26 protein-coding genes are annotated in these 25,884 nt (G+C 68.4%); 23 read left to right on the forward strand and 3 right to left on the reverse strand.

Annotated elements, in window-relative coordinates; genetic code table 11:
* Positions 1 to 10 precede the first annotated feature (10 nt).
* The 15 genes from VAR608DRAFT_RS20720 to VAR608DRAFT_RS20790 all read left to right on the forward strand — a co-directional run bounded on the left by VAR608DRAFT_RS20720 (position 11) and on the right by VAR608DRAFT_RS20790 (position 12,787).
* Entirely contained in the window at positions 11 to 514 is a 504-nt protein-coding gene (locus VAR608DRAFT_RS20720) for a Na+/H+ antiporter subunit E (protein WP_088955768.1), read from the forward strand.
* Entirely contained in the window at positions 511 to 828 is a 318-nt protein-coding gene (locus tag VAR608DRAFT_RS20725) for a monovalent cation/H+ antiporter complex subunit F (RefSeq protein WP_197700401.1), read from the forward strand. The genes VAR608DRAFT_RS20720 and VAR608DRAFT_RS20725 overlap by 4 nt, the downstream gene beginning before the upstream one ends.
* The gene (locus tag VAR608DRAFT_RS20730) at positions 825 to 1,157 is read left to right on the forward strand and encodes a cation:proton antiporter (protein WP_088955769.1); all 333 of its coding nucleotides are present in this window, start codon (positions 825 to 827) and stop codon (positions 1,155 to 1,157) included. The genes VAR608DRAFT_RS20725 and VAR608DRAFT_RS20730 overlap by 4 nt, the downstream gene beginning before the upstream one ends.
* A complete protein-coding gene (locus VAR608DRAFT_RS20735; RefSeq protein ID WP_088955770.1) occupies positions 1,154 to 2,095 on the forward strand; it encodes a hydrogenase subunit MbhD domain-containing protein in 942 nt (313 codons plus the stop codon). The genes VAR608DRAFT_RS20730 and VAR608DRAFT_RS20735 overlap by 4 nt, the downstream gene beginning before the upstream one ends.
* Positions 2,095 to 2,445 carry an NADH-quinone oxidoreductase subunit K gene (locus VAR608DRAFT_RS20740; protein ID WP_088955771.1) on the forward strand — a complete coding sequence of 117 codons (351 nt, stop codon included), beginning with the start codon at positions 2,095 to 2,097 and terminating at the stop codon, positions 2,443 to 2,445. The genes VAR608DRAFT_RS20735 and VAR608DRAFT_RS20740 overlap by 1 nt, the downstream gene beginning before the upstream one ends.
* Positions 2,446 to 3,975 (forward strand): complex I subunit 5 family protein, encoded by a 1,530-nt coding sequence (locus tag VAR608DRAFT_RS20745; RefSeq protein WP_197700402.1) that lies wholly within the window; start codon positions 2,446 to 2,448, stop codon positions 3,973 to 3,975.
* Complete coding sequence (locus VAR608DRAFT_RS20750) at positions 3,972 to 5,624, forward strand: complex I subunit 5 family protein (RefSeq protein WP_088955772.1); 1,653 nt, start codon at positions 3,972 to 3,974, stop codon at positions 5,622 to 5,624. Before VAR608DRAFT_RS20745 ends, VAR608DRAFT_RS20750 begins: the two co-directional genes overlap by 4 nt.
* 25 nt (positions 5,625 to 5,649) lie before the next feature.
* Complete coding sequence (locus VAR608DRAFT_RS20755; RefSeq protein WP_088958886.1) at positions 5,650 to 7,125, forward strand: efflux transporter outer membrane subunit; 1,476 nt, start codon at positions 5,650 to 5,652, stop codon at positions 7,123 to 7,125.
* Between the two features lie 86 nt (positions 7,126 to 7,211).
* Positions 7,212 to 7,829, forward strand: a complete 618-nt coding sequence (locus VAR608DRAFT_RS20760; protein WP_157731074.1) for a hypothetical protein — start codon at positions 7,212 to 7,214, stop codon at positions 7,827 to 7,829.
* 132 nt (positions 7,830 to 7,961) lie between these two features.
* On the forward strand, positions 7,962 to 9,407 hold the full coding sequence (locus VAR608DRAFT_RS20765; RefSeq protein ID WP_088955774.1) for an NAD-dependent succinate-semialdehyde dehydrogenase: 1,446 nt from the start codon (positions 7,962 to 7,964) through the stop codon (positions 9,405 to 9,407).
* Positions 9,408 to 9,516: 109 nt separating this feature from the next.
* Positions 9,517 to 10,413 carry a hypothetical protein gene (locus tag VAR608DRAFT_RS20770; RefSeq protein WP_231972911.1) on the forward strand — a complete coding sequence of 299 codons (897 nt, stop codon included), beginning with the start codon at positions 9,517 to 9,519 and terminating at the stop codon, positions 10,411 to 10,413.
* A 96-nt stretch (positions 10,414 to 10,509) separates the two neighbouring features.
* Positions 10,510 to 10,845, forward strand: a complete 336-nt coding sequence (locus VAR608DRAFT_RS20775; protein WP_088955775.1) for a hypothetical protein — start codon at positions 10,510 to 10,512, stop codon at positions 10,843 to 10,845.
* A 307-nt stretch (positions 10,846 to 11,152) separates the two neighbouring features.
* The gene (locus VAR608DRAFT_RS20780; RefSeq protein WP_088955776.1) at positions 11,153 to 11,521 is read left to right on the forward strand and encodes a hypothetical protein; all 369 of its coding nucleotides are present in this window, start codon (positions 11,153 to 11,155) and stop codon (positions 11,519 to 11,521) included.
* A 37-nt stretch (positions 11,522 to 11,558) separates the two neighbouring features.
* Positions 11,559 to 12,188, forward strand: a complete 630-nt coding sequence (locus VAR608DRAFT_RS20785; protein WP_088955777.1) for a hypothetical protein — start codon at positions 11,559 to 11,561, stop codon at positions 12,186 to 12,188.
* 44 nt (positions 12,189 to 12,232) lie between these two features.
* The gene (locus VAR608DRAFT_RS20790; RefSeq protein WP_088955778.1) at positions 12,233 to 12,787 is read left to right on the forward strand and encodes a hypothetical protein; all 555 of its coding nucleotides are present in this window, start codon (positions 12,233 to 12,235) and stop codon (positions 12,785 to 12,787) included.
* Between the two features lie 52 nt (positions 12,788 to 12,839).
* Here VAR608DRAFT_RS20790 and VAR608DRAFT_RS20795 read toward each other — a convergent pair whose 3' ends face one another.
* The 3 genes from VAR608DRAFT_RS20795 to VAR608DRAFT_RS20805 form a co-directional block, all read right to left on the reverse strand.
* Positions 12,840 to 13,484 (reverse strand): response regulator transcription factor, encoded by a 645-nt coding sequence (locus VAR608DRAFT_RS20795; protein WP_088955779.1) that lies wholly within the window; start codon positions 13,482 to 13,484, stop codon positions 12,840 to 12,842.
* 166 nt (positions 13,485 to 13,650) lie between these two features.
* On the reverse strand, positions 13,651 to 14,553 hold the full coding sequence (locus VAR608DRAFT_RS20800; RefSeq protein WP_088955780.1) for an SMP-30/gluconolactonase/LRE family protein: 903 nt from the start codon (positions 14,551 to 14,553) through the stop codon (positions 13,651 to 13,653).
* A gap of 33 nt (positions 14,554 to 14,586) precedes the next feature.
* On the reverse strand, positions 14,587 to 15,543 hold the full coding sequence (locus VAR608DRAFT_RS20805; protein ID WP_088958888.1) for a LysR family transcriptional regulator: 957 nt from the start codon (positions 15,541 to 15,543) through the stop codon (positions 14,587 to 14,589).
* An 88-nt stretch (positions 15,544 to 15,631) separates the two neighbouring features.
* Between VAR608DRAFT_RS20805 and VAR608DRAFT_RS20810 the strand changes: the two genes are divergently transcribed.
* The 8 genes from VAR608DRAFT_RS20810 to yjfF all read left to right on the forward strand — a co-directional run bounded on the left by VAR608DRAFT_RS20810 (position 15,632) and on the right by yjfF (position 25,882).
* Positions 15,632 to 17,083: an aldehyde dehydrogenase family protein gene (locus tag VAR608DRAFT_RS20810; RefSeq protein ID WP_088955781.1), complete on the forward strand. Its 1,452-nt coding sequence runs from the start codon at positions 15,632 to 15,634 to the stop codon at positions 17,081 to 17,083.
* A 57-nt stretch (positions 17,084 to 17,140) separates the two neighbouring features.
* Entirely contained in the window at positions 17,141 to 18,106 is a 966-nt protein-coding gene (locus VAR608DRAFT_RS20815; RefSeq protein WP_088955782.1) for an ABC transporter substrate-binding protein, read from the forward strand.
* A gap of 64 nt (positions 18,107 to 18,170) precedes the next feature.
* Entirely contained in the window at positions 18,171 to 19,244 is a 1,074-nt protein-coding gene (gene chvE, locus VAR608DRAFT_RS20820) for a multiple monosaccharide ABC transporter substrate-binding protein (RefSeq protein WP_088955783.1), read from the forward strand.
* An 88-nt stretch (positions 19,245 to 19,332) separates the two neighbouring features.
* Positions 19,333 to 20,856, forward strand: a complete 1,524-nt coding sequence (mmsA, locus tag VAR608DRAFT_RS20825) for a multiple monosaccharide ABC transporter ATP-binding protein (protein WP_088958889.1) — start codon at positions 19,333 to 19,335, stop codon at positions 20,854 to 20,856.
* A 94-nt stretch (positions 20,857 to 20,950) separates the two neighbouring features.
* Positions 20,951 to 22,123, forward strand: a complete 1,173-nt coding sequence (mmsB, locus tag VAR608DRAFT_RS20830; RefSeq protein ID WP_231973580.1) for a multiple monosaccharide ABC transporter permease — start codon at positions 20,951 to 20,953, stop codon at positions 22,121 to 22,123.
* A 161-nt stretch (positions 22,124 to 22,284) separates the two neighbouring features.
* A complete protein-coding gene (locus tag VAR608DRAFT_RS20835) occupies positions 22,285 to 23,790 on the forward strand; it encodes a sugar ABC transporter ATP-binding protein (protein ID WP_088955785.1) in 1,506 nt (501 codons plus the stop codon).
* Positions 23,787 to 24,851, forward strand: coding sequence for an ABC transporter permease (locus VAR608DRAFT_RS20840; RefSeq protein WP_088955786.1), 1,065 nt, complete (start codon positions 23,787 to 23,789; stop codon positions 24,849 to 24,851). Before VAR608DRAFT_RS20835 ends, VAR608DRAFT_RS20840 begins: the two co-directional genes overlap by 4 nt.
* Positions 24,848 to 25,882, forward strand: coding sequence for a galactofuranose ABC transporter, permease protein YjfF (gene yjfF, locus VAR608DRAFT_RS20845; RefSeq protein WP_088958890.1), 1,035 nt, complete (start codon positions 24,848 to 24,850; stop codon positions 25,880 to 25,882). The genes VAR608DRAFT_RS20840 and yjfF overlap by 4 nt, the downstream gene beginning before the upstream one ends.
* Positions 25,883 to 25,884 lie beyond the last annotated feature (2 nt).

Genomic DNA, 25,884 nt, shown 5'->3' on the forward strand with positions numbered 1-25,884 from the left:
TGCTGGCCCGATGAAAGCACCCGCCGCCCCCGTCGCGCGCACCGTGGTCAGCCGGGGCCTGCTGTTCCTCGGCCTCTGGCTGGTGCTGATGCCGAGCCTCGAGCCGGCCGACCTCGCGGTCGGGCTCTTCGCCACCGTCGCCGCGACCTGGACCAGCGTTCGCCTGATGCCGCCCGAAGTGGGCTACGTGCGGCTGCTGCCGTTGCTGGCCTTCGTGCCGCACTTCCTGTGGCAGTCGGTGATGGCCGGCGTGGACGTGGCCAGGCGCGCGATGTCGCCGCGGATGCCGCTCAAGGACGGCTTCGTCGCCTGCCCGGTGGGCCTGCCGCCGGGCCTGGCGCGCAACGACTTCGTCTCGATCATGAGCCTCATGCCGGGTTCGCTGCCGGTGGGCGAGACGGCGGATGCCGTGGTCTATCACTGCCTGGACACCGACCAGCCGCTCGCGAAGACGATGGCGAAGGAAGAGCAGTTGCTGCTCGATGCGCTGGTCGTGGTGGAGCCGGGTGGATGAGCGCCATGGACGACTTCCTGCTCAGCGCCTGCGCCTTCGTGCTGCTGATGATCGCGGTGAGCCTCGTCGTGGTGCTGCGCGGGCCGGGGAGCAGCGCGCGCATGATGGCGGCGATGCTGTTCTGCACCGGCGGCATCGCGAGCCTCCTGCTGCTGGGCACGATCCACGGCATGGAGATCGTCATCAACGTCGTGCTCACGCTCGCGGTGCTGGCGCCCTTCGCGACCATCGCGTTCGTGCGGGCCGGCGCGGTGCTGGTGCGCGACGAATCCGCCGCCGACACGGCAGGCAGCGCGCAGGCGGGCAAGCCATGATCAGCACGATCGCCGACCTCTTCACCGTCGTGGCCGTTTGCGCAGGCGGGTTCTTCTTCCTGGCCGGCACGGTGGGGCTGCTGCGCTTTCCGGACTCCTACACGCGGTTGCATGCGCTGACCAAGGCCGACAACCTCGGGCTGGGCCTGATCGTTCTCGGGCTCCTGCCGCAGGCCGGCAGCGTGAGCCTCGCCCTCAAGCTGATCGCGATCTGGTTCCTGGTGCTGCTCGCGTCGGCGACCGCATCGCAGATGATCGCGCGCGCCATTCGCGAGACCGGGCGAACGGATGCTTCGGCCGCACCGGACCCCGGGGAGGCTCGCCGATGAGCGTGCTGCTGAACCTCGCGCTCGTGCTGCTGTTCATCGGGCTCGCGGCGTGGACGGTCTTGACGCGCGACACCTTCGCGGCGGTGGCCGGGTTCATTCCGTACGGCCTGCTGCTGACAGTGGTGTGGCTGCGGCTGGTGGCGGTCGATGTCGCGATCACCGAGGCCGCGATCGGCGCCGGCCTGACCGGGGCGCTGCTGGTGGGCGCGGCCGCGCGCCTGCGCGCCACCGAAGCGCGGACGAATCGCCTGCGTCCCGGTGCCTGGACGCGCGTGCTGGCGGCGATCGGCTCGGTTGCGGTCGCGGGCTTCGTCGCGGTCTGCGTGCTGCTCTTGCCCGAAGCCACGCCGACGCTCGCGCCGGCGGTGATGGACAACATCCACACCACCGGCGTCGGCAACCCGATCACGGCGGTGCTGCTGTCGTTTCGCGCGATGGATACGCTGCTCGAGGCGATCGTGCTGGCCTTCGGGCTCCTGGGCGTCTGGTCGCTCGCGCCGGATCTCGCCTGGGGTGGCCGGCCGAGCCTGCAGCCCATCGCGCAGCCGAACAGCATCCTCGCGCACTTCGCGCGCATGCTGCCGCCGATCGGCATCGTGATCGGGGTCTACATCCTGTGGTACGGCGCGGACCATCCGGGCGGCAAGTTCCAGGGCGCAACGATCCTCGCGGCGATGTGGCTGCTGGCGATGATGGCGGGGCTCGCCGACGTCCCGCGGGTGGGGCGCTTCGCGCTGCGCTTCTGGCTGGTCGCGGGGCCGCTGGTGTTCATCCTCGTCGGCTTCGCGGGTGCGCTCACGGCGGGTGCGTTCCTCGGCTATCCGGACGGCCTCGCGAAGCTGTGGATCGTGGCCGTCGAGTTCGCACTGATGCCTTCGCTCGCGCTCACGCTGGGCCTCCTGCTTGCCGGTGCTCCCCACAGGGCGTTGCAGAAATGATGGAAGCGACCCAGCTTTTCGGGCTCTGCGCGGCGGCGCTGATCGGGCTCGGCCTGTACGGCGTCGTCGTCAACCCGCAGCCGCTGCGCAAGATCCTCGCGTTCAACCTGATCGGCAACGGCGTGTTCCTCGTGTGCGCGGTGATCGCGCGGCGCGGCGCGGCGGCCGGGCTGGGCGGCGATCCGGTGCCGCAGGCCCTGCTGATCACCGCGATCGTGGTCGCCTTCGCGGCGTCGGCGCTGGCGGTCGCGCTGCTGCTGCGGCTGCACGAGGAAACCGGCGAGGCCGCATTGGCGGCCGAGCCGCCCGCCGCTCCCGCGAAGGCGGATGCCGCCGCCGGAGATCGCTAGGTGCCGGTGGCCGATTCGATGAATGCGACCACGCCGGGCGGGCTGCTGCTGGTGCTGTCGGTGCTGCTGCCTTTCGTCGGCACGATGCTGGGCTTCGTGCTCGGCGGGCGCAATGCGCAGCGCGTGGCGCTGGTCACGCTGCTGCTCGGGCTCGGCATCGCGCTGGGCATCGCCGATGCGGTCGTGGGTTCGGGCCGGCCGCTGGTCTACCTGCTGGGCGGGTGGGTGCCGCCGCTGGGCGTGGCGCTGCGCGCGGACGGTCTGTCGGTGCTGATGATCGTCGCGATCGCGGTGGTGATCGGCGTGATCGGCATCTATGCCTGCGGCGATTTCGGCACGCCCGCGGGCGTGCGCGAGGCGCGTGCGCCCTACGCCTTCTGGCTGCTGCTGCTCGCGGTGTGGGGTTCGCTCAACCTGGTGTTCGTGAGCGGCGACGTGTTCACGCTCTACGTCGCGCTCGAGCTGCTGACCTTCGCGGGCGTGCCGCTGGTGAGCCTCGACGGGCGCGGCGAGACCTTGCAGGCGGCGCTGCGCTATCTGCTCTTCGCGCTGCTCGGGTCGATGTTCTACCTGCTCGGCGTCTTCCTGCTGTACGGCGCGTACGGGACGCTGGACATCCCGCTGCTCGCCCAAAGCATGCGTGCCGAGCCGATCAGCTGGACCGCCGCGGTGCTGATGACGGTCGGCCTGCTGGCGAAGACCGCGCTCTTCCCGCTGCACCTGTGGCTGCCCCCCGCGCATGCCGGCGCACCGGCGGCGGCGAGCGCGGTGCTGTCGGCGCTGGTCATCAAGGGCGGATGGTTCCTCGTCGTGCGCCTGTGGCTCGACGTCTTCGCCGACATCGTCACCCGGCCCGCAGCCCAGTCGATTGCCGCGCTGGGCGCGGCGGCCATCCTGGTCGGCAACGTGGTCGCCTTGCGGCAGGCGCGGCTGAAGCTCCTGATCGCCTACTCGACCGTGGCGCAGATCGGCTACCTGTTCCTCATGTTCCCGCTGATCGCGGGCCTGGAGGCGGCGCAGATCGACAGCGCTCCGGCGATCAACGGCGGCATGCTGCAGGCGATCTCGCATGCGACCGCGAAGGCCGCGATGTTCATGGCCGCCGGGCTGATCTATTCCACGCTCGGGCACGACCGCGTGGCCGACCTGCGCGGCGCGGGCCGTGCCTTGCCGATGACGCTGGGCGCCTTCGCGCTCGGCGGCGCTTCGCTGATCGGCCTGCCGCCCTCCGGCGGCTTCCTCGCGAAGTGGCTGCTGCTGACTTCTGCCATCGCGACCGCGCAATGGTGGTGGGCGCTCGTGATGCTGGTCGGCGGCCTCCTCACCAGCGCCTACGTGTTCATCGTGGTGGTGCGCGCGATGCAGCCGGCCGCACCCGGGTGGATGCCCCGAAAGGCGGTGCCGCGCTACCAGCAGGTCGCGGTGCTGGTGCTCGCGCTGTGCTCGTTCCTCCTGGGCATCGCGGCCTTGTGCCCGGTCGACGTGGCGCTGATCGGCCGGCCCTTGCTGGTCTGGGTGGAGGGACCGTGATCGCCGCCACCGCCCTGCTTGCGATCCTGCTCGGCGTCGGGGTGATGGTGCCGCTCGCGCTCGGGCTGCCGCTGCTGCTGCTCGTGGCCTGCGCCTCGAAGCGGCTGCGTCGCCGCATGCCGCGCCTGTTCGTGATCGCGCCGGTGCCGGCCCTGCTCGCGGCGCTGTTCGATGCGGATGCGGGCAGCTTCGAGCTGGGCAACCAGGCCTTCGCGCTGCGCTTCTCGCTCGATGCGCCGGGCGCGATGCTGCTCGGCGTGGCGGCGCTGCTGTGGATCGCATCGGGCCTCTATGCCGCGCGTTTCCTGCGCGGCCGCGCCGAGCCCGACGGCTTCATCGTCTGCTGGCTGATGACGCTCGCCGGTTGCGTCGGCGTGTTCCTGGCGGCGGACCTGATCGGCTTCTACTTCCTGCTCGCGGTGCTGAGCGTGGGCGCGAGCGGCCTCGTGCTGCAGGGCGAGGGGCCGGACGCGATGCGCGCCGGCGCTGTGTACCTCGCGCTCGCGCTGCTGGCGGAGGCCTTCCTGCTCGCGGGCCTCGTCCTCATGGCGAACGCGACGCCCGATGGCAGCCTGCTGATCAGCGATGCGGTGGCCGCGCTGCCCGATTCGCCGACGCGCGATCTCACCGTGACCCTGCTGCTCATCGGCCTCGGCATGAAGGCGGGCCTGGTGCCGCTGCACTTCTGGATGCCGCTGGCCTACACGGCCGCGCCGATTCCCGCCGCCGCGGTGATGAGCGGCGCGGTGGTCAAGGCGAGCGTGATCGCTCTGCTGCGCTTCCTGCCGCTCGACGTCGCGCTGCCCGGCTTCGGCCAGGCGCTCGCGGTGCTCGGCCTCTTCGGTGCGCTCTACGGCGTGCTGATCGGCATCACGCAGCGCGACCCGAAGACCGTTCTCGCCTATTCGAGCGTGAGCCAGATGGGCTTCGTGGTCGCGGTGATCGGCATGGGGCTCGCGGCGGGCGATGCCGGGGCGCCGGTGGCCGCCGCGTTCTATGCGGCGCACCACCTGCTCGTGAAGGGTTCGCTCTTCCTCGCGGTGGGTGTCGTCGCGCTCACGGGCCGGCGGCATCTGTGGCCGATGCTGCTGCCGGCGGCCATCATCGCGCTCGGCCTCGGGGGCCTGCCGCTGACCGGCGGCTCGCTCGCCAAGTACGCGGCCAAGGACCTGCTCGGCGACGGGCCCGCAGGCACGGTGGCGGTGCTGTCGTCGATCGCCTCGACGCTCCTGATGATCCACTTCACCCGCCGTCTGGCCGAGAGCACCGCGGTCGATGCCAACGCGCGCGCACCCGGCGTGCTGGCCTTCGCCTGGATCGCGATGGCCCTGGCATCGCTGGTCGTCCCGTGGCTGCTCTATCTGGACTTTCCGATCGAAGCGCTGCCGAAGGCGCTCGCGCCGGCCGCGCTGTGGGATGCGCTGTGGCCGGTGCTCGTCGGCGCGCTGCTGGCGTTCGTGCTCGACCGGTTCCGGGGCCTGCCGCGCGTGCCTGCCGGCGACCTCGGCATCGCGCTGGGCGGCCTCGAGGGCCCGGCCCTTTCGGCGGGCGCCGCGCTCGAACGCACCGACACCTTCCTGCGGCGTTGGCCGGTGGCCTGCGTCGTGATGCTGGCCGTCACGCTGCTCTTCGTCTGGGCCTTCCTCTGAGCTTTTTTTTTCGATGTTTCGATCGATGCCCCACTCCACACCCACTCCAGCGCGCCAACGCGACACGCGCAGGCTCGCGGCGGCTGCGCTGGCCGCCGTCGCCATGGCCTTCACCGCTTGCACCGTCGGTCCCGATTACCGGCGCCCCGAGGTGCAGGCACCCGCCGCATGGCGCATCGACTATCCGAGAGCCGCCGACGTGGCGAACACCCGATGGTGGGAGCAGTTCGGCGACCCGGTGCTGGGCGAGCTCGTCGAAACCGCGCTGCAGGGCAACCTCGACGTGCGCGTGGCGGCGGCGCGGATCGACCAGTTCATCGGCACGCTGGGCACGGTGCGCTCGCAGTTCTATCCGCAGCTTGCGTACAGCGGCGCGGCGAGCCGCAGCCGCGCGAGCCGCGTCGGGCAGCCGCCAGTCCCGGAGCCGGCCGATCCGTACTTCACGCTCTACCAGGCCGCGCTCGGCGCGAGCTGGCAGATCGATCTCTTCGGCCGGGTGCGGCGCCTCGGTGAAGCGGCGCAGGCGCAGGTCTACGCGAGCGAGCAGGCGCAGCGCGGCGTGGTGCTCACGCTCGTCGCCGGCGTCGCAACGAGCTACATCACGCTGCGCGGACTGGATCGCCAGCGCGAGATCGCGCTGGCGACCGCCGCCAACTTCGGCGAGACGGCGCGCATCTTCGATCTGCGCTTCAAGTCCGGGATCGTCTCGAAGACCGAGGTCATGCAGGTGCGCTCCCAGCAGCAGCAGGCGCTGGCATCGATCCCGGTGATCGAGCAGCAGATCGCCGCGGTGGAAGGGCGCATCTCGATCCTGCTCGGGCGCGACCCGGGGCCGATCCCGCGCGGCAAGACCATCGACGAGCTCGTGGCGCCGCTGGTCCCGGCGGACCTGCCGTCGAGCCTGCTCGAACGCCGGCCCGACATCCTGCAGGCCGAGCAGAACCTCGTCGCTGCCAACGCCAGCATCGGCGCGGCGCGCGCGCTGTACTACCCGAGCATCGCCCTCACCGGACTCTACGGCTCGACCAGCACCGCGGCGGGGAGCTTCCTCCGCGGCCCGGCGACCGCGTGGCAGGCGGCTGCCAGCATGACCGGACCGATCTTCACCTTCGGTGCGATCGAAGGGCAGGTCCGCTCCGCCGAGGCGCAGAAGGCGCAGGCGGAGCTGGTCTACCAGTCGGCCATCCTCAACGCCTTCCGCGACACCAACGACGCGCTGATCGGCACCCAGAAGACCATCGAGGGCGTTGCGTTCCAGCGCGAGCGAGTGATCGCTTTGCGTGAGTCCGCGCGGCTGTCGCGGCTGAAGTTCGAGAGCGGGCTGATCGGCTACCTCGAAGTGCTGGTGGCCGACACCGATCTCTTCGCGGCCGAGCTCGCGCTGGTGGGGCTCACGACCGACCGCTACACGCAGGTGGTCAATGTCTACCAGGCGATGGGCGGGGGCTGGGTGGACGTCGCGGACTCGATGACGCCCCGGCCGGTGGGGTCGATCAAGTAACACTCAAGTTTTCCTGCGAGCGGCCGATAAGCCTGTTGCGGCAGGCGCTCGCGGATTCCGGCGAGCCTGTCTCGTGAGGAGCGGGTGTGAGTCTGGGAATCGCGGGTGCTGGCGTGCATGCGGCGCTGTCGGGCTTCAATGCCTTCGAGGTGCTGGCGACCGCGGGGCCGCTGGCGGGGTTGATCGCCGTCGTCCAGGTGCGCGCGCGCCGACATCGACGGCGCATGCTGCTGGCCGAAGCGGCCAGCCGTGCGACCCGGACGGTGTTCGTCGAAGTGCCCGGCACCGGCGCCTCGGGGCCGGATTCCGTCCGCTTCGAACTCACGCCCCAGCTGCTCGGATGGCTGTCGGCGGCCCACAGCGGCTCGCTCGCCGGGATGGACACGCCCGATGCGGTGATGCTCGCGTTCGATGTCGGCGCCACCTGGATCGGGCCCGGGGGTGACGAAGAGCCGCACAGCCAGCTCGTCGCGACGCGCGAGCGCTTCTACGTCCGCTGCGTGGACACCCGCTGCCACAGTGCCGAGATTTCGCTCTCGGTGATGCTCGACGCGCACCGGAGCCTGCCCGAAGGCGAGCCGCTGCACTGTACGAGGGATGGCCAGATCCGCACCACGCCCATGCGGCGGCTGCGTGCGCCTTCCATGCCGGCGGCGCCGAAGACCTTCTACTGGGTGCGCGCCGGCCGCGGCGAGCAGCATTGACCCGGCGCGGGCGGGCCGTTGCCAACGGCGCTAGGATGCGCGCTGCGCCCGGCGCCGCCCCCGGCGGCCGGCCTTCGCCGCGTTCGATTCGCCCGAACCGGCACACCCCCCTCACGGATTCAAGGACCCAGCATGACTTCAGCCAGTTATCCCGACACGCGCCTGCTCATCGACAACGAATGGTGCGACGCCGCGAGCGGCAAGACGTTGAATGTGATCAATCCCGCGACCGGCAAGGCCATCGGCAAGGTCGCCCATGCCGGCATCGCCGACCTCGATCGCGCGCTGGACGCGGCGCAGCGCGGCTTCTTGGCCTGGCGCCGAGTGCCGGCCAACGAGCGCGCCGCGATCATGCGCCGTGCTGCCGGCCTGGTGCGCGAGCGCGCCGCCGACATCGCCCGCGTGCTCACGCAGGAGCAGGGCAAGCCCTTCGTCGAAGCGCGCGGCGAGGTGCTGGCCGGCGCCGACATCATCGAGTGGTTCGCCGACGAAGGCCGCCGCGTCTACGGCCGCATCGTGCCGTCGCGCAACCTGAACGCGCAGCAGCTGGTGATCAAGGAACCGGTCGGTCCGGTGGCAGCCTTCACGCCGTGGAACTTCCCGATCAACCAGATCGTGCGCAAGCTGGGCGCGGCGCTCGCGAGCGGCTGCTCCTTCCTCGCCAAGGCACCTGAAGAGACGCCCGCTTCGCCGGCCGCGCTGCTGCAGGCCTTCGTCGACGCCGGCGTGCCGAAGGGCACCGTCGGGCTGGTGTTCGGCGATCCGGCCGAGATCTCCGGCTACCTGATCCCGCATCCGATCATCCGCAAGGTGACCTTCACCGGCTCGACGCCGGTCGGCAAGCAGCTCGCCGCGCTGGCCGGTGCGCACATGAAGCGCGCCACGATGGAACTGGGCGGCCACGCGCCGGTGATCGTGGCCGAGGACGCCGACGTCGAACTCGCGGTCAAGGCCGCGGGCGCGGCCAAGTTCCGCAACGCCGGCCAGGTCTGCATCTCGCCGACCCGCTTCCTGGTGCACAAGAGCCTCTGCGACGCCTTCGCGAAGGCGATGGTGAAGCACGCCGAAAGCCTCAAGCTCGGCGACGGCCTGGCCGAAGGCACCACGCTCGGCCCGTTGGCCAACGCGCGCCGCCTGAGCGCGATGGCCAAGGTGATCGAGGACGCCCGTGCCACCGGCGCGACGGTGGCGACCGGCGGCGAGCGCGTGGGCAGCGACGGCAACTTCTTCGCCCCGACCGTGCTGACCGACGTCTCGCTCGAAGCCGACGTGTTCAACAACGAACCCTTCGGCCCGATCGCGGCGATCCGCGGCTTCGACACCATCGAGGAAGCCATCGCCGAAGCCAACCGCCTGCCCTATGGCCTGGCCGGCTACGCCTACACCAAGTCCATCAAGAACCTGCACCTGTTGTCGCATCAGCTCGAAGTGGGCATGCTCTGGGTCAACCAGCCCGCGACGCCGACGCCGGAAATGCCCTTTGGCGGCGTGAAGGACTCGGGCTATGGTTCGGAAGGCGGCCCCGAAGCCATGGAGGCCTACCTCGTGACCAAGGCCGTGTCGGTCACGGCCGCTTGATGCCGCGGGGCGGCGCGTGCTGCGCTTTGCACGGCGCGCAGCATGCATCGCCCCGGTGAGGGCCCGTTCTGCAAGCCAAGCAACGCCGTGCCGGAAGGATGTATTCATCATGATGAAGCACTCGACATTCCGCCGGCTGGCGCTCTGGCTGTTCATTCTCTTCCTGCCGGCGCTCGTGCCCGCCGTGGCGCTGGCCGAGTCGCAGGCGCTCGGCGGCGCCGAAGCCCTGCAGGCCAAGTACGCCGCCGTCAAGCCGCAACTGGCGCAGAACGTCTTCGGGCGGCCGCTGGCGCTGGAATCCAAGGAGGCGTCGGGGCAACTGAGCGGCAGCATCTTCGCGGTGCTGAACCATCCTTTCAGCGAGGTGAGCGCATCGCTCGGCCAGCCGGCGGTCTGGTGCGACGTGCTGATGCTGCACCTCAACACCAAGTACTGTGCCGTGCGTTCATCGGGCGATGCCACGCAGCTCGACGTCGCCGAGGGCCGCAAGTTCGACCAGCCGCTGTCGCAAGCGCAGCGCATCAATTTCGTCTGGCATTCGCCGAAGGTCTCGGCGGACTACCTCGCCGTGTCGCTGACCGCGGAGACGGGGCCGATGTCGACGCATGATTACGACATCGACCTCGAAGCGACACCGCTGCCGGACGGCAAGACCTTCATCCATCTCGGCTACTCCTACGGCTACGGCACGGCGGCGCGGATCGCGATGTCGGCCTATCTCAAGACGCTCGGTGCCGACAAGGTCGGCTTCACCTCCAGCGGCAAGGACTCTTCGGGCGAGCCCCAATACATCGGCGGCATGCTCGGCGTGGTCGAGCGCAACACCATGCGCTACTACCTCGCGATCGACGCCTACATGGAGCGGCCCACCAAGGCCCAGCTGCCCGACCGCCTCGCCCTGTGGTTCGACAACACGGAGCGCTACGCACGCCAGTTGCACGAGGTCGAGAAGCAGGACTACCTCGCGATGAAGCGGAATGAATACAAACGAATGAGCTCCGAGTAGCCAGTGCGCGCAAACCACAGGAAATCCCTAGGCATCACCCTTGCGTAAATTTCAGATACACATGTATCCTGATGTGTCTGAAAGGAGGGTGACCTCTTGGACCTCGATTTCCACCTTCAAAAGATCCAGGCGCTGAGCCCCAAGGCCGCCAAGATCGCACTGCGCACACTGGATCGCGATCCGTCCGTTCCCACCGAATGGGTGACCGCGCTGCGACCGGCCCTGGTCGATCGCAGCGGGGAGTCGCCCTCGTTCGGCGGCACCGACTGGATGACGCTCGCCGCGATCGAACGGCCTGGCATACGCCGCTTCACCGAACATTTCGAGAGCCGCGAACAGCGGCATGCGCGGCTTTGGGTCCTGAGCCTGCGCAGCGCCTCGAAACGGCACGATCACGCATCGTCCGGCGAAAGCATCTACGGCGGGCTCTGACGCCCGCCCGGCTATCTCGCCACCGGGCTGCGACGCCCCTTGTTTCCCTTAGCGCGCATGGCGCGTCCGGTCTATTGCCCGAAGGGGCATGCGGCGTTGCCCGTCGGGCCGATTTGCAGGCCGCGCGGCGAGCCCCAAGATGGGCGCAGCACCTCCCGATGGACTTCGCACTGCGGGCCGGCTACAACACGATCCGGCCAGCGAACGCGTCGGATCGGGACGGGTTCGTTCGCGGATCGCGAGGTCGATGTCAATCTTCCGAAGCAAAGGGGCGAGGATGCAAAGGAGCGAGGGAATCAGATGGCTGGTGGCCGCCGCGGCGGTGCTGGCCGCGGCATCGGCGGGCGCGCAGCGCCCGCTCAGCAACTACAACTCGATGCGCGACACGCCGATCACCCGGTTCAGCAAGGCCGACGTCGAGGTCATGACCCGGGCGATCAACAAGGCGCTGGACGGCGAGGATGGCGTCACCACCAAGTGGGAAAGCGGTGCCAGCGCCAGCGGCAGCGTCACGCCCTCGAAGGATCCGAAAGGCCGCCCCGACTGCAAGCTTGCGCGCGTGGAGAACCGCCATGGCTCGCTGCAGAACGCCGGCGACTACATCTTCTGCAGGAACAAGAGCAGCGCCAAGGGAGCGCCACAGTGGAAGGTGGCCGGACCCTGGTCTGGCAGCTGATCGATTCTTTCTGTCACATCATCAAGGAGCTTCATTCATGAACAAGCGCTTTGCGGGTCTCGTGCTGGCGGTGTCCGCCACGCTGGCGGTTCCGGCCTGGTCGCAGGACAAGCCCCAGGCCGCGCCGCCGGACGCCGGCGCGGTCGTCATCGGCCGCGAGCCGGGCGGGGCGGTCGCGGGCGGGGTGCGCACGCGCTCGGCCACCATCACCAAGATCGATTCCGCGACGCGCGACATCACCCTCAAGCGGCCCGATGGCAACGAGGTCACGATCCGGGCCGGCGATGCGGTCAAGAACTTCGACCAGCTCAAGGTCGGCGATGTCGTGACGCTGAAACAGGGCGCGGCGCTGCTGGTCGAGCTGCGCAAGGTGGAGGGCGGCGGCATCCGCCAGCGCACCGACTGGGTCGAGGTGTTCCTTTCGCAGCCCGGGCAGAGCCCCGGCGTGGGGGTGCGGCACACGGTCCATGCGGTGGTCAATGTCTTCGCCATCGACCACAAGAAGAAGACCGTGACGCTGCGCGGCGTGCGCGAGACGCGCAAGTTCGAAGTCGACGATCCGAAGCTGCTCGATTCGCTGAAGGTCGGCGACCAGGTGGAGGCGACGCTGGTCCAGGGCGAGGCGCTGTTCGTCGAGCCGAGGGGCAAGGCCGCCAGGAAGAAATAGAGAAACAGGCGAATACCGCAGCGCTGCTGCGCGGAGCTTAACCAATGAACCTGCGACTGGTCCTGCTGCTTCGGGGGGCGATCAGCCTGCTCTTCGTGGCCTTCCTGCTGATCACGCCGATCTCCGCCGAAGCGCAGAAGGGCTTGGGGCGCAGCGGCCACTTCGCGCTGGTCGACGGACTGATCGGCCTGGCGCTGTGGTTCACGGTCTCGAAGTACCCGCCGGCGCGATGGCTGTCCACGCTGGTGTTCGCGGATGCGGCGTTGCGCCTCGCGATCGGCCTGTTCGGGCTCGCCAATCCGGGCATCCAGTCGCGCATGCTCGGCTCGGTGGCTTACTACGGCGCGGTCATCGTGCTGTGCATCGCCCTCGGCGCGGTCGGGATCATCTTTACCGCCACGAAGGGCAGGCAACCCCTGCCGAACGGCCAGCGCAATGGCGCGCTGACCGCGTTCATCGTCAGCCTCGGCACGCTGCTCTTCGGGCTGGCGCTGATCTTCGGCCTCTCCACCGAGGACAGCCGCCGCTTGATCGTGGTCGCGCTGACCGCGCTGCTGGGCCTGACTTACCTGGTCACCGGCCTGCGATTGAAACGCTAAGGGCTGCTCACACTATTTCCGCGACCCGGAAATAGTGTGAGCAGGCCCTGGGTCAGGCCCCGACCGGCGCGTCCAGCTGCACGACCGCGCGGACCAGGTCGGCCAGCGAGTTCACGCCCATCTTCGCCATCACGTGCGCGCGGTGGGCCTTGACGGTGCGCTCCGCCGCGCCGAGCTCGGCGCTGATCTGCTTGTTGAGCGCGCCGTTGACGACCATGTCCAGCACCTGCCGCTCGCGTGGGCTCAGGCGTGCGTAGCGGTTCTGCAATTCGGCGAGATGCCGTCGGGCCTTGCGCCGCGCGGCGTCTTCGGCCACCGCCTTGTTGACCACCGACACCAGCGTGTCGCCGTCGACCGGCTTGAAGAGGAAGTCGGCCGCGCCGGCCTTCATCGCGCGCAGCGTCTCCTGCACCGTGGCTTCGGCGGTCACGAAGATCACGGGCAGCGGCTCGGGCTGCGTGGCGATCATTTCCTGAAGATCGAGCCCGCTCGGCCCGGGCATGTGGATGTCGAGCACCAGGCAGCCCGGCGCGCTACCGATGCCTTCGAGCAGCATGGCACCGACGGAGCTGTACTCCGTGACACGGTGGCCGGCCGCCAGCAGCAGGCGGCGCACGGCGCGACGGAAGGACACATCGTCATCGATGAGCCGGACCACCGGCAATTCCTCCGCTGGATTCAAGTTCGGATCGTCCATGTCTCTTCTCCAGTTCGCATTGGCGGGTTGTTGTTGGGGCTTCGTTCCGCCATGCCCGGTGCATTGAACACTCAGCCTTGGTGCAAGGCAACCGGCCCTTTGGTGTAGTCCGCTGTCAAAGGCTTGAAAAAATGGTTGCCATGGACTAAGGGCGCCGCGATCGGCGTCAGCCCGCGAAACAAGCTGCGGGCAAGCCCGCCACGTCGAGCGGCACCGCGAACAGGCCGCCCGCCAGCGGCTCGGCCTCGCGCTGCGCCGGCGTGAGCCCGCTGGTCGCGCTCGTGATGTAGAGCGTGCGCAGGCCCGGGCCGCCGAACGCGCAGTTCGTGATGTGGCTCGTGGGCAGCTTGATGCGCAGCAGCTCCTCGGCGGTCACCGGATCGTGGCAGCTCACGCAGGCGCCGCCCCAGTGCGCGATCCAGAGCCGGCCCGCGGCGTCGGTGGTCATGCCGTCGGGATAGCCGTCGCCGCGCTCGAAGCGATGCCACTCGCGCTTGTTCGAGAGCGTGCCGCTGTCGGCATCGAAGTCGTAGGCATGGATGCGGCCCTTGACCGTGTCGTTGAAGTACATGGTGCGCCCGCCCTGCGACCAGGTCGGTCCGTTGGTGACCGCGAATCCTTCGTCGTGCTTCGTGCAGCGGCCATCCGCATCGAAGCGGTACAGCGAGCCCGTCGGTGCCTCGCAGTCGAAGTCCATGGTGCCGCCCCAGAAGCGGCCCTGGGCGTCGCACTTGCCGTCGTTGAAGCGGTTCGTCGTCAGCTCGGGCTCCGGCTGATGGAGGTACTGCGCCGGCGCATTGCGCGCCGGATCGAACAGCGCGAAGCCGCGTCGCAGCGTCACGATCAGGCCGGGCCCGGCGGCGCGTTCCGCGACCGCGGAGATCTCTTCATCGAAATCCCAGCTCGCGCGGGCCTCGCTGGCCGGGTGGTAGCGATGCAGCCGCCGCTCGAGGATGTCGACCCAGTAGAGCGCCTCCTCGCGCCGGGACCAGAGCGTGCCTTCGCCCAGCGTGGCGGCAGCCGGCCAGACGCAGCGCGGTGCATCGAGGGCTTGGGGGATGGTGGTCATGCGTATCTCCTGATTGCTGCTGATTGATCGGGTTCAGTCGTCCAGGCGCTTCCCGTACGCCGCGAAGCTCTCCGCCTTCAGCGCCTTCATCATCACCTTGGCCGCGGGCGAGAGCAGGCGGTCGGTGCGCGTGATGATGCCGAAGGCGTCCATGTGGCAGGGCATCTCCACCGGCAGCAGCGTGACGATGCCGTGCGCCGCGTAGTAGCGCGCCACGTCGGACGCGAGCACCGCCACCATGTCGCTCTGCTGCAGCATGCGCGTGATGAAGAGCAGCGCCGCGGTCTCGATGACGTTGATCGGCGGTGCGAGTCCTTCCTCCTGGAACATCAGGTCGAAGCGGTGCCGCAGCACGCTGCCGGCCGGCGGCACGATCCAGCCGGCGGAGACGAGGTCGCGCAAGCCGAGCCCGGTCATGCCCAGCAGCGGATGGCCGGGCCGCACCAGCGCGCAGACGGGCTCCTCGGTGAGCGCCTCGTAGCGCAGGTTGGTCTTGTCGTGCTCCGCGAAGAGCCGCGCGACGAGCAGGTCGAGCTTGCCCTGCTCCAGCCGCTCGAGCAGCACCGGGCTGGTCTCGATCTCCAGCGACACGCGCAGGTTGGGGTGCTCGCGCTTCACCGCGGCCACTGCCGGCGGCAGCAGCACCAGCCCCGGCGCGGTGATCGCGCCGATGTTCACCTGCCCCGCGCCGCCCGCCTTCAGCGCCATCAGTTCGTCGTGCGCCTGGTTGAGGCTCGCGAGCGCGACGCGGGCGTGGCGGATCATCGTCTCGCCGTACCAGGTCGGCTGCATGCCGCGCGGCAGGCGCTCGAACAGCGGCACCTGCAGCACGTCCTCGAGGTCCTTCAGCAGCTTCGAGGCTGCCGGCTGCGTCATGTTGAGCACCTGGGCCGCGCGGTGGATGTTGCCCTCTTCCGCCAGCGCGACGAGCAGCAGCAGCTGGCGCGTCTTGAGCCGCGCGCGGATGAACCAGTGCGTGTAGTTGGTCATGGGGTTTACCTGGATGCCGGTTTCGATATCGATTTCATCCAAATCTTGATTGGAAAGATATCAGGGGGATTCCTAGACTCGCCCCATCTTGAAACGCAACGAGCTTCAGCAACGCACCCGGCAGTTCATCAACGGCCGCTGGGAGACCGGCGTGACCACCGGAATCAGCCGGAACCCGTCCGACACCCGGGAGGTGGTGGCGGAATACGCGCGTGCCGACCGCAACCAGACCAATCTCGCGATCCGCGCCGCGGCCGACGCCTTCCCGCACTGGAGCCACACCACGCCGCAGCGGCGTGCCGACGTGCTCGACCAGATCGGCAGCGAGATCCTCGCGCGGCGCGAAGAGCTCGGCATGCTGCTCGCCCGCGAAGAGGGCAAGACGCTGCCCGAGGCGGTCGGCGAGGCGGCCCGTGCCGGCCACATCTTCAAGTTCTTCGCCGGCGAGGCCTTGCGGGCCGGCGGCGAGCTGCTGGCCTCCGTGCGGCCCGACGTGCAGGTCGACATCACGCGCGAGCCGGTCGGCGTGGTCGGCCTCATCGCGCCATGGAACTTCCCGCTCGCGATCCCCGCCTGGAAGATCGCGCCCGCGCTCGCCCATGGGAACAGCGTCGTCTTCAAGCCGGCCGAGCTGGTGCCGGCCTGCGGCTGGGCGCTGGCCGAGATCATCAGCCGCGCGGCACTGCCGGCGGGCACCTTCAACCTCGTGATGGGCAGCGGCCGCGAAGTGGGGCAGACCATCGTCGACAGTCCGCTGGTCGACGCGATCAGCTTCACCGGCTCGGTGCCGACCGGCGAGCAGATCCTGCAGGCGGCCGCGCGCCGGCGCGCCAAGGTGCAGCTCGAGATGGGCGGCAAGAACCCGCTGGTGGTGCTCGCGGATGCGGACCTCGATCGCGCGGTCGATTGCGCGGTGCAGGGCGCCTACTTCTCGACCGGCCAGCGCTGCACCGCGTCGAGCCGGCTGATCGTCGAAGCCGCGGTGCACGACGCCTTCGTGGTGCGCCTGCGCCATCGGCTGGCCGCGCTCAAGGTCGGCCATGCGCTGGAGCGCGGCATCGACATCGGCCCGGTGGTCGATGCCGCCCAGCTCGACCAGAACCTCGCCGCGGTCGCGAGCGCCGTCGAGGAAGGCGCCGAGCACGTCTGGGGCGGCGAGCGGCTGCAGCGCGCGAGCGACGGCTACTTCATGAGCCCGGCGCTGTTCCTCGCGCGGCCCGAGCACCGCATCGCGCGCGAGGAGATCTTCGGCCCGGTGGCCTGCGTGCTGCAGGCCGACAACTACGAGCACGCGCTGGCGCTCGCCAACGACACGCCCTTCGGCCTGTGCGCGGGCATCTGCACCACCTCGCTCGCGCGGGCTTTGCACTTCAAGCGCCATGCGCGCGTCGGCATGACCATGGTCAACCTGCCGACCGCGGGCGTCGACTACCACGTCCCCTTCGGTGGCCGGAGGGCCTCCAGCTACGGCCCGCGCGAGCAGGGCCGCCATGCCGCGGAGTTCTACACCACCGTCAAGACCGGCTACGTGCTGGCCTGAGTGATCGATACAACAACACCGAAGATTTCTTTCACCACCACGTCAACAGGAGACAACATGAAACTGAACCGTCGCACGCTCAACATCGCTCTGGCCAGCGCGTCGCTTTCTTCACTGCTGCCTGTCCCGGCGCTGGCGCAGAAGAAGATCGTGCTGGGCTTTGCCCAGGTGGGCGCGGAAAGCGAGTGGCGCACCGCCAACACCGAGTCGATCAAGTCGGCCGCGAAGGAGGCCGACATCGACCTCAAGTTCTCCGACGCGCAGCAGAAGCAGGAGAACCAGATCAAGGCCATCCGCTCGTACATCGCGCAGAAGGTCGACGTGATTGCCTTCTCGCCGGTGGTCGAGTCGGGCTGGGACACGGTGCTGAAGGAAGCCAAGGCGGCCAACATCCCGGTGGTGCTGACCGATCGTGCCGTCAACAGCAAGGACGACACCCTCTACGTGACCTTCATGGGCTCGGACTTCGTCGAGGAAGGCCGCAAGGCCGGCCGCTGGCTGGTCGAGAAGATGAAGGACAACAAGGGGCCGGTGAACATCGTCGAGCTGCAGGGGACGGTCGGCTCGGCGCCCGCGATCGACCGCAAGAAGGGCTTCGAGGAGATCATCAAGAGCGATCCGAAGTACAAGATCATCCGTTCGCAGACCGGCGACTTCACCCGTGCCAAGGGCAAGGAGGTGATGGAGGCCTTCCTCAAGGCCGAGGGCAAGAACATCAATGTGCTCTTCGCGCACAACGACGACATGGCGATCGGCGCCATCCAGGCCATCGAAGAGGCGGGGCTGAAGCCGGCGCAGGACATCGTGATCATCTCCATCGACGGCGTGAAGGGCGCCTTCGAGGCCATGATGGCCGGCAAGCTCAACGTCTCGGTCGAATGCAGCCCGCTGCTCGGCCCGCAGCTGATGAGTGCCGTCAAGGACATCAAGGCCGGCAAGCCGCTGCCCAAGCGCATCCTGACGAAGGAGGGCATCTTCCCGATGGAGGTCGCCAAGGCCGAATTCCCCAACCGCAAGTACTGACCCCCACGAACGGCGGCGCGCTTCGCGGCCGCGTTGCACACACATTTACCTAGAGGAGACGTTGATGAAGAGACAATTTTTGAAGACCTTGGTTGGCGGCGTGGCGGCCGTTGTCGTGCTGGGGCTCGGGCCTGTGGCTTATGCGCAGGACAAGGGCATGGTCGCGATCTCGATGCCGACGAAGTCGTCGGCGCGCTGGATCGCGGACGGCGGCAACATGGTCAAGTACTTCAACGAGAAGGGGTACAAGACCGATCTGCAGTACGCGGAGGACGACATTCCGAACCAGCTCGCGCAGATCGAGAACATGGTGACGAAGGGGCCGAAGGTGCTGGTGATCGCGGCGATCGACGGCACGACTCTGTCCGACGTGCTGCAGAAGGCCGCGGACAAGGGGATCAAGGTCATCGCCTATGACCGGCTGATCCGCGGCTCGAAGAACGTCGACTACTACGCGACCTTCGACAACTTCCAGGTCGGCGTGCTGCAGGCGCAGTACATCGAGCAGGCGCTGAAGCTCAAGGAGGGCAAGGGCCCGTACAACATCGAGCTCTTCGGCGGATCGCCCGATGACAACAACGCCTTCTTCTTCTACAACGGCGCGATGTCGGTGCTCAAGCCCTATATCGACAGCGGCAAGCTGGTGGTGCGCAGCAAGCAGCTGGGCATGGACAAGGTCTCGACCTTGCGCTGGGACGGCGCCGTGGCGCAGGCGCGCATGGACAACCTGCTGTCGGCCTACTACACGAAGGACCGGGTGGACGCGGTGCTGTCGCCGTACGACGGGCTCTCGATCGGCATCATCTCCTCGCTCAAGGGCGTGGGCTACGGCACGCCGCAGCAGCCGATGCCGGTGGTGACCGGCCAGGACGCGGAAGTCCCTTCGGTCAAGTCGATCCTCAAGAAGGAACAGACTTCCACCGTTTTCAAGGACACGCGCGAACTGGCGAAGGTGACGGTCAACATGGTCGACGCGATGATGGCCGGCAAGGCGCCGGAGGTGAACGACACCAAGACCTACAACAACGGCGTGAAGGTCGTGCCTTCGTATCTGCTCAAGCCGGTGAGCGTCGATGCGACGAACTGGAAGCAGGCGCTGGTCGACACCGGCTACTACAAGGAAAGCCAGATCAAGTAGTCGCCGCGAAAGTGATGAAGGCGACGCGGGGCCGGTTCGCCGGCCCCGCGGGATCGAAGGAGACAGGGTGAACGATGTGATTCTGGAGATGCGCGGCATCACCAAGACCTTTCCGGGGGTGAACGCGCTGGACAACGTCAACCTCGCGGTGCGCGCAGGCGAGATCCATGCGGTGGTTGGCGAGAACGGCGCGGGCAAGTCCACGCTCATGAAGGTGCTGAGCGGCGTGTATCCCTGCGACTCCTACGAGGGCGAGATCCACTTCGACGGCGAGCTGCGGCGGTTCAAGGACATCGCCGACAGCGAGGCGCTCGGCATCATCATCATCCACCAGGAGCTCGCGCTGGTGCCGCTGTTGTCGATCGCCGAGAACATCTTCCTCGGCAACGAGACCGCCAAGGGCGGCGTGATCGACTGGTTCGAGGCCTATGCGCGCACCCGCGAGCTGCTCGCCAAGGTGGGGCTCAAGGAGGCGCCGACCGCGCTCATCACCAACCTGGGCGTGGGCAAGCAGCAGCTGGTGGAGATCGCGAAGGCGCTGTCGAAGAAGGTGCGGCTCTTGATCCTCGACGAGCCGACCGCGAGCCTCAACGAAAGCGACAGCGATGCGCTGCTGAAGCTGCTGCTGGAGCTCAAGGCGCAGGGCATCTCGTCGATCCTCATCTCGCACAAGCTCAACGAGATCGCCAAGGTGGCCGATTCGATCACCGTGCTGCGCGACGGCGCGACGGTCGAGACCATGGACTGCCGCGCCGCGCCGATCAGCGAGGACCGCATCATCCGCGGCATGGTCGGGCGCGACATGGCGCACCGCTACCCCGAGCGCACGCCGGACATCGGCGAAGTCATCTTCGAGGTGCGCGACTGGCGCGTGCACCATGCGCTGCATGCCGACCGGGAGCAGATCAAGGGCGTGAACCTCCAGGTGCGCCGCGGCGAGATCGTCGGCATCGCGGGCCTGATGGGCGCCGGCCGCACCGAGTTCGCGATGAGCGTGTTCGGGCGCTCCTACGGCCAGCGCATCAGCGGCTCGGTGCACATGCACGGCAAGGAAGTCGACGTCAGCACGATCCGCAAGGCGATCGACCACGGCATCGCCTACGTCACCGAGGACCGCAAGAGCGCGGGGCTGGTGCTCGAGGAAGACATCCGCAAGAACGTGAGCCTGGCGAACCTCACGGCGATCTCGGATCGCAGCGTGATCGACGACGCGCGCGAATTCAAGGTGGCCAACGACTACCGGCGTGCGCTCAACATCCGCTGCCCGGGCGTGACCCAGCGCGTGGTCAATCTCTCGGGCGGCAACCAGCAGAAGGTGGTGCTGAGCAAATGGCTCTTCACCGAGCCCGAGCTGCTGATGCTCGACGAGCCCACGCGCGGCATCGACGTGGGCGCCAAGTACGAGATCTACACCATCGTCGACCGGCTCGCGAGCGAGGGCAAAGGCATCCTGATGATCTCATCGGAACTGCCCGAGCTGCTCGGCATGTGCGACCGCATCTATGTCATGAACGAAGGGCGCTTCGTCGCCGAGTTTCCGGTGGCGGAGGCATCGCAGGAAAGAATCATGAGAGTCATCGTAGCGTCCGGGAGCAGCGTCCATGAGCAATAACGTTCACCCCCAGCCTCGCCCACTTCGTGTGGCTCGGACACCCCCTCTCCGGGGGCGACCCCAGCAGCCCGGCGAAGCCGGTTCTGCGGGGTCCCTGGCCTCCGTAGCAGCGGCGGAGCATTCGGGCTTCATCAAGAACAACCTGCGCGAGTACGGCATGCTGTTGTCGCTCGTCGCCATCATGGTGCTGTTCCAGTTCCTGACCGACGGCACGCTGATGCGGCCGCTGAACCTCACGAACCTGGTGCTGCAGAACAGCTACATCGTCATCATGGCGCTGGGCATGCTGCTGGTGATCGTGGCCGGCCACATCGACCTCTCGGTCGGCTCGGTGTGCGGCTTCATCGGCGCGCTCGCCGCGGTGCTGATGGTGGAGTACGAATGGCACTTCGTGCCGACCTTCATCGTGTGCCTCATCGCCGGCGGCGCGATCGGCGCGGCGCAGGGCTGGTTCGTGGCCTTCTTCCGCATCCCCTCGTTCATCGTCACGCTGGCCGGCATGCTGGTGTTCAAGGGGCTCACGCTGGCGCTGCTCGCGGGGCAGTCGGTCGGGCCGTTCCCCGAGGCCTTCCAGAAGCTCAGCTCGGGCTTCGTGCCCGACGTGATCGGCGGCGAGAGCCTGCGCACCACCTCGCTGCTGCTCGGCGCGCTCGCCGCCGGTGCACTCGTGTTCTTCAAGATGCGCGGCCGCGCGCGGCTGGCGCAGCACGGCATGGCGCAGGAACCCTATGGCTTCTTCCTCGTGAAGAACCTGTTCTTCGCCGGCGCGATCCTGCTGCTGAGCTACCTGCTCGCCACCTACAAGGGCCTGCCCAACGTGCTGATCGTGATGGCGGTGCTGATCGTGGCCTACGAGTTCGTCACCAACCGCACCACCATCGGCCGCCGCATCTACGCGCTGGGCGGCAACGAGAAGGCGGCCCGCCTGTCGGGCATCAAGACCCAGCGGCTGGCCTTCCTCACCTTCGTGAACATGGGCGTGCTGGCAGCGCTGGCGGGGCTCGTGTTCGCGGCGCGGCTCAACACCGCGACGCCGAAGGCGGGCCTCGGCTTCGAGCTCGACGTGATCGCGGCCTGCTTCATCGGCGGCGCCTCGGCCTCGGGCGGCGTGGGCAAGGTCATGGGCGCGGTGATCGGCGCCTTCATCATGGGCGTGATGAACAACGGCATGTCGATCCTCGGCATCGGCATCGACTACCAGCAGGTCATCAAGGGGCTGGTGCTGCTGGCGGCGGTCTTCATCGACGTCTACAACAAGAACAAATAGCATGAAGCTCTCCCCCAGCCTCGCCCACTTCGTGTGGCTCGGACACCCCCTCTCCGGGGGCAACCCCAGCGGCCCGGCAAAGCCGGTTCCGCGGGGTTCCTGGCCTCGGGTGTGTCGGTTGCATGCCTCGCGGACGACGCATAGCGTCCTGGAGCACTGAGATGGAATCTTCTGCGCCGGTGCTCCAGCTCACGGGCATCGACAAGCAGTTCAGCGGCGTCGCGGCGCTGCGCGGCGTGTCGCTGCGGCTGCGCGCAGGCGAGATCCATGCGCTGATGGGGCAGAACGGCGCGGGCAAGTCGACGCTCATCAAGGTGCTCACCGGCGTGCATGCGGCCGACAGCGGCGAGATGGTCCTGTCGGGCCAGCCGATACGCCCCGCCTCGCCGATCGAGGCGCAGAAGATGGGCATCAGCACGGTCTACCAGGAAGTGAATCTCTGCCCGAACCTGTCGGTGGCGGAGAACATCCTGGCGGGCCGCTATCCGCGCCGGGGCCTGCGCATCGATTGGGCGGCCGTCAACCGCGAGGCGCGCACGCTGCTCGCCCGGCTGGACGTGGACATCGACGTGTCGCGGCTGCTGTCGAGCTACTCGGTGGCGGTGCAGCAGATGGTGGCGATCGCGCGCGCACTGGGGCTGTCGTCGAAAGTGCTGATCCTCGACGAGCCGACGTCGAGCCTGGACGACGACGAGGTGCAGAGCCTCTTCGCGGTGCTCAGGCGTTTGCGCGGCGAGGGCATGGCGATCCTGTTCGTCACGCACTTTCTCAACCAGGTCTATGCGGTGTCGGATCGCATCACGGTGCTGCGCAACGGCGCGTGGGTCGGCGAATGGCCGACCCGTGAACTGGGCCCGCAGGCCTTGATCTCGGCGATGGTCGGGCGCGAGCTTGCGGCGCAGGCGACGGGGCCCGCGCAACTGCCCGCCATCGATGAAGCGGCCGGCAACGAGCTGGAAGCCGAAGGGCTGGGCCAGCACGGCCAGTTGCAGCCGGTCGATCTGCGGGTGCGAAAAGGCGAGGTGGTGGGCCTCGCGGGGCTGCTCGGCTCGGGCCGGACCGAACTTGCGCGCCTCATCTTCGGTCTCGCGAAGCCCGATTGCGGCGCATTGCGGATCGACGGCGTGGCGGTGGACCTGGCCGGCCCGGCCGATGCGGTGCGGCACGGACTCGCGCTGTGCCCCGAGGAGCGCAAGACCGACGGCATCGTGGCCGATCTTTCATTGCGCGAGAACATCGCGCTGGCCTTGCAGGCGCGTCGCGGCGTGCGCAATGCGATGACGCGTGCCGAGCAGACTGCGCTGGCGGAACGCTTCGTCAAGGCGCTGGGCATCAAGACCGCGAGCGTCGACACGCCGATCGGCCTGCTCTCGGGCGGCAACCAGCAGAAGGCGCTGCTGGCGCGCTGGCTGGCGACCGAGCCGCGCCTGCTGATCCTCGACGAACCGACGCGCGGCATCGACGTCGCGGCCAAGCAGGAGATCATGGACGAGATCCTTCGCCTCGCGCGCGGCGGCATGGCGGTGCTCTTCATCTCGTCGGAGATGAACGAGGTGGTGCGCGTCTCGCACCGCATCGTGGTCTTGCGCGAGCGGCGCAAGGTGGGCGAGCTGCCCGCTGGAACCAGCGAGGACGCCGTCTACGACCTCATCGCGGCGGAGGCATGAGCGACATGACCGAGCCCATCGCGCGCATCTTCCGGCACCGCCTCGCGTGGCCCGTCATCACGCTCGTGATCCTGCTCGCGATCAACGCGGCGTTCAACCCGAGCTTCCTGCGCATCGAAGTGCGCGACGGGCATCTCTACGGCAGCCTGATCGACATCCTCAACCGCGCGTCGCCGCTGGTGCTGGTGTCGCTCGGCATGACGCTGGTGATCGCCACGCGCGGCATCGATATCTCCGTCGGCGCGGTGGTGGCGATCGCGGCGGCGCTGGCGGCCTGGATGATCGGCGGCTCGCTGGTCGTGAGCAACGGCGCCGCCGCCGAGGTGAGCCGCTTCCCGATGTGGATGGCGGTCCTGGCGGCGCTCGGCGTGGCGGCGATCTGCGGGCTGTGGAACGGCCTCCTGGTGGCGCGCGTCGGCATGCAGCCGATCATCGCGACGCTGATCCTCATGGTGGCGGGGCGCGGCATCGCGCAGCTCATCACCGGCGGGCAGATCATCACGATCTACTACGCGCCGTTCTTCTTCATCGGCAGCGGCTATCTCCTCGGCCTGCCGTTCTCGGTCTACATCGCGGCGCTGGTGTTCGCGCTGGTGTATCTCGCGATCACGCACACGGCGCTGGGCCTGTTCGTGCAGTCGGTCGGCATCAATCCGAGCGCGGCCCGCGTGGCCGGCGTCCGCGCGCGGCGCATCGTCGTCGGCGCCTACATGTTCTGCGGCTTCTGCGCGGGCGTGGCCGGGCTGCTGGTCAGCTCCAACGTCAAGAGCGCGGATGGCAACAACGCCGGACAGCTGCTGGAGCTCGATGCGATCCTCGCGGTCACGCTGGGCGGCACTGCGCTGACCGGCGGGCGGTTCAGCCTGGTGGGCAGCGTGATCGGCGCGCTCATCATCCAGACGCTGACCTACGGCATCTATTCGCTGGGCGTGCCGCCGGAGATCAACCTGGTGGTGAAGGCGGCGGTGGTGTTCGTGGTCATGCTGCTGCAGTCGGCCGAGTTCCGCGCGAGCCTGCGCCAGCTCGTGCAGCGCCCGGCGCGCGGGGAGTGGGTGCGATGAGCGCCGTCGTTCCCGAATCGACCGCGGTGCGGGCGAAGGCCGGCATCGCGCCCGAGACGCGCCCGCGCACGCGCTTCGATCCGAAGTACCTGCCGCTGGCCGCGACGATCTCGCTGTTCGTGCTGATGGCGACGCTCGGCTCGGTGTTCTACGACGGCTTCTTCTCGCTGCAGGTGTTCCTCAACCTCTTGATCGACAACGCCTTCCTCTGCGTGGTCGCGGTCGGCATGACCTTCGTGATCCTCTCGGGCGGGATCGACCTGTCGGTCGGCTCGGTGATCGCGCTGACCACCATGGTGTCGGCCTCGCTGGTCGAGAAGCACGGCTTCAGCCCCGCGATCGTGATCCCGCTCGTGCTGGCGATGGGAACGCTGTTCGGCGCCTTCATGGGGCTCTTGATCGAGCGCTTCCGGCTGCAGCCCTTCATCGTGACGCTCGCGGGCATGTTCCTCGCGCGGGGGCTGTGCTATCTCATCAGCATCGATTCGATCAGCATCACCAACGAGTTCTACTCGGAGGTCTCGCAGTGGCGCCTGCCGGTGTGGGGCGGCGCATCGATCTCGCTCAGCGGCCTGATCGCGCTCGGGGTGGTGGCCGTCGCGGTGTACGTGGCGCACTACACGCCTTTCGGCCGCGCGGTGTACGCGATCGGCGGCAGCGAGCAGTCGGCGGTGCTGATGGGGCTGCCGGTGCGCTCGACCATCATCGGCGTCTACACGCTGTCGGGCTTCTGCTCGGCGCTGGGCGGCGTGGTCTTCACCTTCTACATGCTGTCGGGCTACGGCCTGCACGCGGTGGGGCTGGAGCTCGATGCGATCGCGGCGGTGGTGATCGGCGGCACGCTGCTCACGGGGGGCGTCGGCTACGTGGTCGGCACGCTGTTCGGCGTGCTGATGCTCGGGATCATCCAGACGCTCATCTCCTTCGACGGCACGCTCAGTTCATGGTGGACCCGCATCGTCGTCGGCGTGCTGCTCTTCGTCTTCTGCCTGCTTCAACGACTTTTCACTGCACGCGCCGCGGAGCGCTAGGA

Source organism: Variovorax sp. HW608, assembly GCF_900090195.1.
In the GTDB taxonomy this organism is placed as follows: domain Bacteria; phylum Pseudomonadota; class Gammaproteobacteria; order Burkholderiales; family Burkholderiaceae_C; genus Variovorax.